This window comes from Streptomyces spongiae (assembly GCF_009377185.1).
GTDB classification, from domain to species: Bacteria; Actinomycetota; Actinomycetes; order Streptomycetales; family Streptomycetaceae; genus Streptomyces; species Streptomyces spongiae.
Genome location: NZ_VJZC01000369.1, coordinates 1 through 9,942, shown reverse-complemented (window position 1 = coordinate 9,942; position 9,942 = coordinate 1). Strand labels below are relative to the sequence as shown.

The window sequence follows — 9,942 nt, the reverse complement described above, 5'->3', positions numbered from 1 at the left end:
CCCCTGGGGATGGGACGGGTAAGGGCGGCGGGGGCGAGGAAAAACTGGGGCTACGCCCGCTACGCCGTCAGGGCCCCCTCCGGTGCACCGCTGGGACGGGGCTCGGTCACACGAACGGGCGCCGCATCACGGTGAGCCGGGTCACGTACTTCCCCCACCAGCAGCTCCAGCACGTCCTCCAGAGCGACCAGACCCACGATCCTCCCCGCCGGATCGGCCACCTGCGCCAAATGGGTGGCGGCACGACGCATGACCGTCAAAGCGTCGTCCAACGGCAGTTCGGAGCCCAGCGTGGTCATGGGCCGCCACATCTGCTGCGGGACCGCCCGGTCGGAGTCCTCCAGATCGAGGACGTCCTTGACGTGGAGGTAGCGCCCCATGAAGGCACCGTTCTCCGCCACCACCGGAAAGCGCGAGTACCCCGTACGGGCCGTCAGCGCCACGACCTCGGCGGGGGTCACCGACGGACCCACCACCACCAGGGTCTCGCGGTTCAGCAGGACATCCGTGACCGGGCGGGAGCCCAGCTCCAGGGCGTCCTCCAGGCGCTCCTGCTCCTCGGGGTCCAGCAGCCCCGCCTGCCCGGCGTCCTCCACGAGACGGTTGAGCTGCTCACTCGTGAAGACCGCCTCCACCTCGTCCTTGGGCTCGACCCGGAAGAGCTTCAGGACGACCCGCGCACAGGCACCGAGCCCCACCGTCACCGGCCTGCACAGACGTGCGAACGCGACGAGCCCCGGGCTCAGCCAGAGCGCCGTCTTCTCGGGCGCCGCCATCGCCAGGTTCTTCGGCAGCATCTCGCCGATGACGAGATGGAGGAAGACGACCACGGCCAGCGCGATCACATAGCCCAGAGGGTGGATCATGCCGTGCGGGAGGTGGATCGCCTCGAAGGCCGGTTCCAGCAGCCCCGCCACCGTCGGCTCCGCCACCGCGCCCAGCGTCAGCGAGCACACGGTGATGCCGAACTGCGCGGCGGCCATCATCTGCGGCAGCCGCTCCAGGCCGTACAGCACCTGCCGCGCCCGCGCCGTACCCAGCGGTTCGATCTGGCTGCGGCGGACGGAGACGAGGGCGAACTCCGCGCCGACGAAGAAGCCGTTGGCGAGCACGAGCAGCAGGGCGAAGAGAAGTTGAAGCACACTCATCGGGCCGCCTCCGCGACGGGAGCGGAAGCGGGAGCGGGAGCCGAAGCGGGGCCGGAAGCGGGCGCCGAAACAGGAGCGGCATCCGCGACAGGCTCAGCCTCAGGGAGCGAATCCGCACCCACCGCAGAGCTCCTCCCCACGACCGAGCCACCCTCCACGACAGACTCCCCCACACCAACCGAAACCGCACCCGCCCCAGAGCTCGTCCCCACGCCAGAGCCACCCTCCGCGGCAGGCGCGCCCCCGGCAACAGGGCCACCCTCCAGGGCCGGCGTCGCCCGGACCAGCCGTACCCGTTCCGCGCGATAGTGGCCGACCTGCCGCACCGCCAGCCGCCAGCCGGGCAGTTCGGCCCTGTCACCCGGGGCCGGGATGCGGCCGAGCAGATCGGCGACGAGGCCCGCGACCGTCTCGTACGGGCCCTCGGGGACATCGAGACCTATGCGCTGGAGCACGTCGACGCGGCAGCTGCCGTCGACGTCCCATGCCGGGCGCCCGTCCTCGGGCGGGGCCGCGGCGAGCTCGGGCAGATCGTGACCGTCGTGCTCGTCGCGCACCTCGCCGACCAGTTCCTCGACGATGTCCTCCAGGGTCACGACACCGGCCGTGCCGCCGTACTCGTCGACGACGACGGCGATGGGCTGTTCGCTGCGCAGCCGGGCCAGGAGCGGCTGAACGGGCAGCGTCTCGGGGACCAGGAGGGGGGCCTGCGCGATGCGCCCGACCGGGGTGCGCAATCGATCCTGCGCGGGGATCGCGAGCGCGTCCTTGAGATGGGCCATGCCGACGATCTCGTCGATGCGTTCCCGGTAGACCGGGAAGCGGGACAGGCCCGTGGCACGGGTGAGGTTGACGACGTCCTCGGCCGTGGCGGACGACTGGAGCGCGCTCACCTTCACGCGCGGCGTCATCACGTTCTCCGCGGTCAGTCCGGCCAGGGAAAGCGTCCGTACGAAGAGGTCCGCCGTGTCCTGTTCCAGCGCGCCGGCCCGGGCCGAGTGCCGGGCCAGGGAGACGAGCTCGCCGGGGGTGCGGGCGGAGGCCAGCTCCACGGCGGGCTCGACGCCCAGCGCACGCACGAGCCGGTTGGCGACCGCGTTCAGTCCGGCGATCACCGGACGGAACAGTCGGGAGAAGACGTGCTGGGGCCCCGCGACGAAGCGCGCGACCTGCATCGGCCGGGACACCGCCCAGTTCTTGGGCACGAGCTCGCCGATCACCATCTGCACGGCCGAGGCCAGCAGCATGCCGACGACCACGGCGACACCGGGGACGGCACCTTCGGGTATGCCGATCGCGGTGAACGGGCCGTGCAGCACCTCCGCGAGCGCCGGTTCGGCGAGCATGCCGACGACGAGCGAGGTGATGGTGATGCCGAGCTGGGTCCCGGAGAGCTGGAAGGACAGCTCCTTGAGCGCGCCCACGACCTTGTGGGCCCGCCGGTCACCCTCGGCCGCCGCCTGCTCCGCGTCCGGCCGCTCGACCGTCACGAGGCCGAACTCGGCCGCCACGAAGAAGCCGTTGGCGAGAATCAGCAGGAACGCCGCCCCGAGGAGCAGCAAGGGGATGGTCATGATGCCGCCGCCTCCGCACAGCCAGTACGGACGCGGTCCGTGCTATGTCGGGAGGGGGCGGCGCAGGTACTACAGGACGATCCGTCCATCGCCGGAGGGAGTCACTCCTCGGGTTGCAGGAACCCCTGCGCACCGGGCGGCACGGCAGGGGCGGTGGCGCAAAGGACACGCCACCGTCACCAGATTAATCAAGACATGGGGTTGTACGGCAGGGGCGAATCCCCCAAGACGGCTCTGAACGAGCCGTGAATTACCCCTGACGCGTCTCGCGGTCCCCGATCGAGCGGGCCTCCGCGAGCGCCCGCAGTGTCCGGGCGTCCTCGATCGCGCGCTGCTTGGCGATGCCCGGCTGGATGCCGAGCGCGGGCAGGCTGGTGCCGTCGCTGAGGTTGAGGAACACCCAGGGGTCGCCGGGACGGAGGTTCACCTGGAGGATCTCCTCCCACTCCAGGCGTCGCTTGCTCGCGATGTTCACCACCGTGACCCCGGATTCGTCGGCGACGACCTTGGGCCGGGACAGCAGGGTCAGCACACCGGCGAGCAGCGCGCCGGTGAAGACGAAGCTCACGCGCTCACTCGGGCTGAGCTGCTCCAGGAGCATCGCGATCACCGTGATGACGACGAAGATGGCGACGCCCGCGGTGAGCAGGACGGCCCGGGTGCGGCCCGGCCGGAAGGTGACAGGCAGGGCGGGGAGAGCAGGCGGGTCTGGCAGATCCGACATCGTGAACCGTTCCTCGGATGTCTCGGATGTCACAGACGGCAGGCGTGGATGGCCGTGGTCAGGATGGCCCGCGCGCCGAGGTCGTACAGGTCGTCCATGATCCGCTGGGCCTCCTTGGAGGGGACCATCGCGCGGACGGCGACCCAGCCCTCGTTGTGCAGCGGTGAGACGGTCGGCGACTCCAGGCCGGGGGTGAGCGCGACGGCCTTCTCCAGCTGCTCGACGCGGCAGTCGTAGTCCATCATCACGTACGTCCGGGCCACGAGGACGCCCTGGAGGCGGCGCAGGAACTGCTGCACCTTGGGCTCCTCGACGTCCGCCCCGGTGCGGCGGACGACGACGGCCTCGGACTTCATGATCGGCTCGCCGAAGACCTCCAGGCCGGCGTTGCGCAGCGAGGTGCCGGTCTCGACGACGTCCGCGATGACCTCGGCGACACCGAGCTCGATGGCGGTCTCGACGGCGCCGTCGAGGTGGACGACGGAGGCGTCGATGCCGTTGTCGGCGAGGTGCTTGGCGACGATGCCCTCGTACGAGGTGGCGACCGTCTTGCCGTTCAGGTCCTCGACGCCGTTCGCCGCGCCCGGCTTGGAGGCGAAACGGAAGGTGGAGCGGGCGAAGCCGAGCGGGAGGATCTCCTCGGCGTTCGCCCCGGAGTCGATCAGCAGGTCGCGGCCGGTGATGCCGATGTCGAGCTGGCCGGAGGAGACGTAGATCGCGATGTCGCGCGGCCGGAGGTAGAAGAACTCGACGTCGTTGACCGGGTCGACGATCCGCAGCTCCTTGGACTCGCGGCGCTGCTGGTAGCCCGCCTCATGCAGCATCTCCGCCGCAGGGCCTGACAGGGAACCCTTGTTGGGGACGGCGATGCGCAGCATGAGGTCGGCTTCCTTTGTTCGTGCGTACGGTGCTTGTGTGCGGGTTGCGGCTCAGAGGTGGGCGTAGACGTCGTCGAGGGAGATCCCGCGCGCGACCATCATCACCTGGACGTGGTACAGCAGCTGAGAGATCTCCTCGGCGGCGGCTTCCTTGCCCTCGTACTCGGCGGCCATCCAGACCTCGGCGGCCTCTTCGACGACCTTCTTGCCGATGGCATGGACGCCCTTGCCGACCAGTTCGGCAGTGCGCGAGGTGGCGGGATCGCCCTGGGCGGCCTTGTGCTGGAGCTCGGTGAAGAGCTCCTCGAACGTCTTCTTGGACATGGTGGCGCCCACTTTACGCGTGTGCCGACGGGCCTATCGCCACGGTTCAGATACTGAGCGGAGCGTGGCCGCGGTCGCCACCGCCGCCGTCACCGCCTCGTGCCCCTTGTCCTCGCTGGAGCCCTCGATGCCGGCGCGGTCCAGGGCCTGCTCCTCGGTGTCGCAGGTCAGCACGCCGAAGCCGACGGGGACGCCGGTGTCGACGGAGACCTGGGTGAGGCCCTGGGTGACGCCCTGGCACACGTAGTCGAAGTGGGGAGTGCCGCCCCTGATGACGACGCCGAGGGCGACGATCGCGTCGTAGCCACGGCCCGCGAGGACCTTGGCGACGACCGGGAGCTCCCAGCTGCCGGGGACCCGGAGCAGGGTCGGCTCGTCGATCCCCAGGTCGCTCAGCGCGCGCAGGGCGCCGTCCACCAGACCGTCCATCACCTTGTCGTGCCACTGCGCCGCGATGACGGCGACCCGCAGGTCACCCACGTTGCGTACGGACAGCTCCGGTGCACCCTTGCCGCTCACGTTCTCTTGTCTCCTCGGTGTGCTTCTACTGGTGGCCGCAGGTGGACACGGTGGTCGTGTCCAGCCAGGGCAGGTCGTGCCCCATCCGGTCCCGCTTGGTGCGCAGGTAGCGGAGGTTGTGCTCGCCCGCCTTCACGGGCATCGGCTCACGGCCGGTGACCTCGAGTCCGTGGCGGGTGAGTGCCTCGGTCTTCTCGGGGTTGTTGGTCATCAGGCGCACGCTGCGGACGCCGAGGTCCTTCAGGATCTGGGCGCCCGCGCCGTAGTCCCGGGCGTCGGCGGGCAGGCCGAGTTCCAGGTTGGCGTCGAGGGTGTCGCGGCCGCGCTCCTGGAGTTCGTACGCGCGCAGCTTGGACAGCAGGCCGATGCCGCGGCCCTCGTGGCCGCGCAGGTAGACGACCACGCCCCGGCCCTCGGCCGCGATGCGCTCCAGGGACGTCTCCAACTGGGGTGCGGGAGATGAAGTTCTTCCCGGCGGAGGCGGCGGGCGGTACGGCGTATCTGAAGTCGCTGGCAGGGCCGTTGCCGCAGGCGCGCTTCTGTCCTACTGGAGGGATCAGGCCCGCGTCGGCGCCGGAGTACCTGGCGCTGCCCAACGTCCCGTGTGTGGGCGGGACCTGGCTGGTTCCCGAGGACGCGCTGGCGGCGCGGGACTGGGGGCGGATCGAGAGGCTGGCGCGGGATGCGGCGGCGTTGGGTGGCTGAGCTGAAGCCTTCGGTCCTCCGCTGAGCTGTTCAGCGCAGGTGGGACGTGTCGTTGAGGAGCCGGAGCGAGGCGTTGCCGTCGGCGTAGTACGCCACGGCTGACAGCGAGGCGGCGGACAGTTCCATGCGGAACAGGGACTCCGGGGGTGCGCCGAGGACCAGCCGTACGAGGGTCTTGATCGGGGTCACGTGGCTGACGAGCAGGACGGTGCGGCCCGCGTACGCCGTCACGAGCTTGTCCCGGGTCACGGCCACGCGCTGGGCCACGGCCTCGAAGCTCTCGCCGTCGCCCGTGGGCTGGGCGCCGGGCGAGCCGAGCCAGGCGCCCAGGTCCTCGGGGTGCCGTTCGCGCACCTCGCCGAACGTGAGCCCTTCCCAGGCGCCGAAGTCAGTCTCCCGCAGGCCGTCCTCGACCGTCACCTGGAGGCCGAGCCGGGCCGCGACGATCCCGGCGGTCTCGCGGCAGCGGGCGAGCGGCGACGACACGATCGCCTGGACGGTGCCGCGGGCGGCCAGGGCGGCGGCGACGCGTTCCGCCTGGTGGCGCCCGACGTCCGACAGCGCCGGATCCGACCCGCCGCTCCCCGAGAACCGCTTCTCCGGCGTCAGCGGCGTCTCCCCGTGCCGCAGCAGTACGAAGGTGGCGGGCGCCCCGAGGTCCGGCTCGGCCGCCGCCGCCGCCACGTTGCGCGCGGCGCGCAGGTCCGCCTCGGTCTTCGCCGCGCCTGCGGTCGTGTCACGTGGAGGGGGCGTTGCGTCGAGGGCTTCCGGCCTCTCCGAACGCGTGTCCAGGTCGGCCGTCGACGTCGTCGGAGACCACTGTTCGCCCCTCCGCCCCGCGTCCATCGCCTCGTTGGCCAAGCGGTCCGCGTGTTTGTTCTGTTCTCGGGGGATCCACTCGTACGTGATCTGCGAGGCGGGGAGGACGGTCGCCGCCTCCATGGCCAGGGGCCTCAGGGCGGGGTGTTTGATCTTCCAGCGGCCCGACATCTGTTCCACGACGAGCTTGGAGTCCATGCGGACGAGGACGGAGGCGGTGGGGTCGAGGTCGCGGGCCGCCTTCAGGCCGGAGAGCAGCCCCCGGTACTCGGCCACGTTGTTCGTCGCGACACCGATGTACTCGGCCGTCTCCACCAGCGTCTCGCCCGACGCCGCGTCGATGACTACCGCGCCGTAGCCCGCGGGTCCCGGGTTGCCCCGGGACCCCCCGTCGGCCTCGACGATGAACTCCCGCACGACGTAAGTCCTTGAACTCTCCGAAGTCCCTCGCTGCCTACAGGCCCGACTCGGACGTGCGTACCAGGATGCGGCGGCAGTTCTCGCAGCGCACCACCGTGTCGGGGGCCGCCGCACGGATCTCGTTGATGTCGGTGATCGACAGCTCCTGGCGGCAGCCCTGGCAGGTCCGCTGGTACAGCTTGGCCGCGCCGATGCCGCCCTGCTGCTCGCGCAGCTTGTCGTAGAGCTTGAGGAGGTCGGCGGGGACGGACGCCGCGATGACCTCGCGCTCCTTCGTCACCGAGGCCGCCTCGCCGTCGAGTTCCTCGAAGGCCGCGTCCCGGCGCGCCGTCGTGTCGTCGATCTTCGACTGGACGGAGGCGACCCGGTCGGTCAGCTCGGCGACCCGCTCCTGCGTGGACTCCCGGCGCTCCATGACCTCCAGGACGATGTCCTCCAGGTCGCCCTGCCGCTTGGCGAGGGAGGCGATCTCGCGCTGGAGGTTCTCCAGGTCCTTGGGTGACGTGATCGCGCCCGAGTCCAGGCGCTGCTGGTCGCGGGCGGCGCGCTGGCGCACCTGGTCCACGTCCTGCTCGGCCTTGGTCTGCTCGCGGGCGGTGTCGCTCTCCTGGGTCTGCGCGGCCACCAGCAGGTCGCGCAGCTGCGTGAGGTCCTTGGTCAGCGACTCGATCTCGGCGTGCTCGGGCAGCGACCTCCGCTTGTGCGCCAGCTGCTGCAGGCGTACGTCGAGGGCCTGGACGTCGAGGAGTCGGATCTGGTCGGCGGGCGCGGCGTTCAGTTGGGGGCTCCCAGGGGGTCAGAAGAAGGCGACGGGTGGCCGGACGCCGCGTGGGCGGTCCAGGGGTCGGTGACCGTCTTCGAGACGTGGACCCTCAGGCCCCATCCCTTCCGGTCGGAGATCTCGTCGAGCTGGGCGGCGGCCAGCTCGCACCAGGGCCACTCGGTGGCCCAGTGCGCCGCGTCGAGCAGCGCGAGAGGAGTGGGGGCGCCATCGGCGCTGTGGGCGGTGTGTGCGCTGTGGGCGCGATCCGCCATGAACTCTGACGCCGGGTGGTGGCGCAGGTCCGCGGTGAGGAACGCGTCGACTCCGGCGGCGCGTACGTCGTCGAAGAGGCTGTCGCCGCTGCCGCCGCTCACGGCGACCGTACGGACGAGCGCCTCGGGGTCGCCGGCCACGCGGATGCCCTGCGCGGTGGCGGGCAGCCGCTCGGCCGCGCGGGCCGCGAACTCCCGTACGGTCAGCGGGTGGTCCAGCTCGCAGACGCGGCCGAGGCCACGGCGGCCGTCGGGGTCGGAGGGGTCCGGCACGAGGGGGCGTACGACCCTCAGGTCCAGCGCCCCGGCGAGGGCGTCGCTCACTCCCGGGTCGGCGGTGTCCGCGTTGGTGTGGGCGACGTGCAGCGCGATGTCGTGCTTGATGAGGGTGTGCACGACCCGGCCCTTGAAGGTGGAGGCCGCCACCGTCGTCGTACCGCGCAGATAGAGCGGGTGGTGGGTGACCAGGAGGTCGGCGTCCAGTTTCACCGCCTCGTCCACGATGTCCTGGACGGGGTCGACGGCGAACAGGACCCGCGAGACCTCCTGGTCGGGGTCTCCGCAGACCGTCCCGACCGCGTCCCATCCCTCGGCCTTCTCGGGAGGCCAGAGGGTGTCGAGCGCGGCGATGACTTCAGACAGACGGGGCACGTACAAGAGGCTACCTGCCCCGCGTCCGTACCTGACCGGCCGCGGGGCACTTGCAGTGGTCAGGCGGCCAGGCGGTCAGGCGGTCAGGCGGTCAGGTTGGTCCTGAGGTCGTCGAGGACCTTGTTCGCGGCGGTGACGCCGAGGCCGAGGTACCAGGTCTCGTCCGGTACGTCCTTGGCCTGGCCGTCCTTGACGGCGCCCAGCTTCTTCCAGAGCGGGTTGTCCTCGGCACCCGAGCGGTCGGTCTTCTTGGCGTCGCCGTACACGCCGGTGAAGATCCAGTCGGCGTCGGCCTCGTCGATCCGCTCCGGGCTGATCTCCACGGCGAGGTCGTTGATCTGCTGGTTCTTGGGGCGCGGGATGCCGACGTCCTTGAGGATCGTGCCGATGAACGAAGCCTGCGCGTAGAGGCGGATCATGCCCGGCATGTAGCGGAGCATGGTGACGGTCGGCTTGTCGGCGCCGAGGTCCTCGCCGAGCTTCTTCGCCTTCTTCTCGTACGCGCCGAGCTGCGTCTTCGCCTCCTCCGTCCGGTCCAGAGCGGCGGCGTTGAGGAGGTAGTTCTCCTTCCACGTGAAGCCCGGGCGGATGGAGAACACGGTCGGAGCGATCTGGGAGAGCTGCGGGTACAGCTTCGCGGCGCGCAGCTCGCTGCCGAGGATCAGGTCGGGCTGGAGGTTCGCGATCGCCTCCAGGTTGAGGGAGTTGATCGTGCCGACGTTCTTGGGGGCGCCCGCGTCCTTCTTCAGGTACGAGGGGATGGCGACCGAGCCCTCGGTGGGCGCGTACCCGACGGGCTTCACGCCGAGCGAGACGACGTTGTCGAGTTCGCCGACGTCGAGGACGACGACCCGCTTGGGCTTCGCCTTGATCTCGGTCTCGCCCATGGCGTGCTTGATGGTCCGCGGGAACTCGCCGGCCTTGGCCGTGGTCCCCATCTTCGCCGTCTCCTCGGCCGCCTTCGCGAAGTCCTCGCCGCCCTGGGCGACGGACTTGCTGCCGCCGCCGTTGTCGGACTTCCCCGATCCGGAGCCGCCCTCCCCCGACTCCGATCCCGATCCGGACCCGCAGGCCGCGAGGGAGAGTGCGCCGGCGAGGGCGAGGGCGACGGCGGTGGTTCCGCGGCGGCGGCGGACGGGCGTGGG

At 70.9% G+C, this 9,942-nt stretch carries 10 protein-coding genes and 2 pseudogenes; 1 reads left to right on the top strand and 11 read right to left on the bottom strand.

What is annotated here, in order from left to right; all coding sequences use genetic code 11:
- Positions 1–59: 59 nt before the first annotated feature.
- The 7 genes and pseudogenes from FNH08_RS34525 to ribA form a co-directional block, all read right to left on the bottom strand.
- A complete protein-coding gene (locus FNH08_RS34525; RefSeq protein ID WP_152775468.1) occupies positions 60–1,148 on the bottom strand; it encodes a hemolysin family protein in 1,089 nt (362 codons plus the stop codon).
- On the bottom strand, positions 1,145–2,722 hold the full coding sequence (locus tag FNH08_RS34520; protein WP_228034527.1) for a hemolysin family protein: 1,578 nt from the start codon (positions 2,720–2,722) through the stop codon (positions 1,145–1,147). The genes FNH08_RS34525 and FNH08_RS34520 overlap by 4 nt, the downstream gene beginning before the upstream one ends.
- 250 nt (positions 2,723–2,972) lie before the next feature.
- Complete coding sequence (locus tag FNH08_RS34515) at positions 2,973–3,446, bottom strand: PH domain-containing protein (RefSeq protein WP_152775467.1); 474 nt, start codon at positions 3,444–3,446, stop codon at positions 2,973–2,975.
- Positions 3,447–3,475: 29 nt separating this feature from the next.
- Positions 3,476–4,324 carry an ATP phosphoribosyltransferase gene (hisG, locus tag FNH08_RS34510; protein WP_152775466.1) on the bottom strand — a complete coding sequence of 283 codons (849 nt, stop codon included), beginning with the start codon at positions 4,322–4,324 and terminating at the stop codon, positions 3,476–3,478.
- Positions 4,325–4,375: 51 nt separating this feature from the next.
- Positions 4,376–4,648: a phosphoribosyl-ATP diphosphatase gene (locus tag FNH08_RS34505; protein ID WP_019983911.1), complete on the bottom strand. Its 273-nt coding sequence runs from the start codon at positions 4,646–4,648 to the stop codon at positions 4,376–4,378.
- 33 nt (positions 4,649–4,681) lie between these two features.
- Entirely contained in the window at positions 4,682–5,167 is a 486-nt protein-coding gene (gene ribH, locus FNH08_RS34500; RefSeq protein ID WP_322725975.1) for a 6,7-dimethyl-8-ribityllumazine synthase, read from the bottom strand.
- 25 nt (positions 5,168–5,192) lie between these two features.
- Positions 5,193–5,618 (bottom strand): annotated as a pseudogene (gene ribA / locus FNH08_RS34495) (GTP cyclohydrolase II RibA); the annotation flags it as partial.
- Between ribA and FNH08_RS34490 the strand changes: the two are divergent.
- Positions 5,615–5,872 (top strand): annotated as a pseudogene (locus tag FNH08_RS34490) (keto-deoxy-phosphogluconate aldolase); the annotation flags it as partial. The pseudogenes ribA and FNH08_RS34490 sit on opposite strands and share 4 nt — an antisense overlap.
- A gap of 30 nt (positions 5,873–5,902) precedes the next feature.
- Here FNH08_RS34490 and FNH08_RS34485 read toward each other — a convergent pair.
- The 4 genes from FNH08_RS34485 to FNH08_RS34470 all read right to left on the bottom strand — a co-directional run.
- On the bottom strand, positions 5,903–7,108 hold the full coding sequence (locus FNH08_RS34485; RefSeq protein ID WP_322725974.1) for a bifunctional RNase H/acid phosphatase: 1,206 nt from the start codon (positions 7,106–7,108) through the stop codon (positions 5,903–5,905).
- A gap of 37 nt (positions 7,109–7,145) precedes the next feature.
- Entirely contained in the window at positions 7,146–7,889 is a 744-nt protein-coding gene (locus tag FNH08_RS53695; RefSeq protein WP_152775465.1) for a zinc ribbon domain-containing protein, read from the bottom strand.
- Positions 7,886–8,797: a Nif3-like dinuclear metal center hexameric protein gene (locus tag FNH08_RS34475; RefSeq protein WP_322725973.1), complete on the bottom strand. Its 912-nt coding sequence runs from the start codon at positions 8,795–8,797 to the stop codon at positions 7,886–7,888. Before FNH08_RS34475 ends, FNH08_RS53695 begins: the two co-directional genes overlap by 4 nt.
- 83 nt (positions 8,798–8,880) lie before the next feature.
- Positions 8,881–9,942, bottom strand: a 1,062-nt coding sequence (locus FNH08_RS34470) for an ABC transporter substrate-binding protein (RefSeq protein ID WP_152775463.1), incomplete at its 5' end; no start/stop codon positions are given.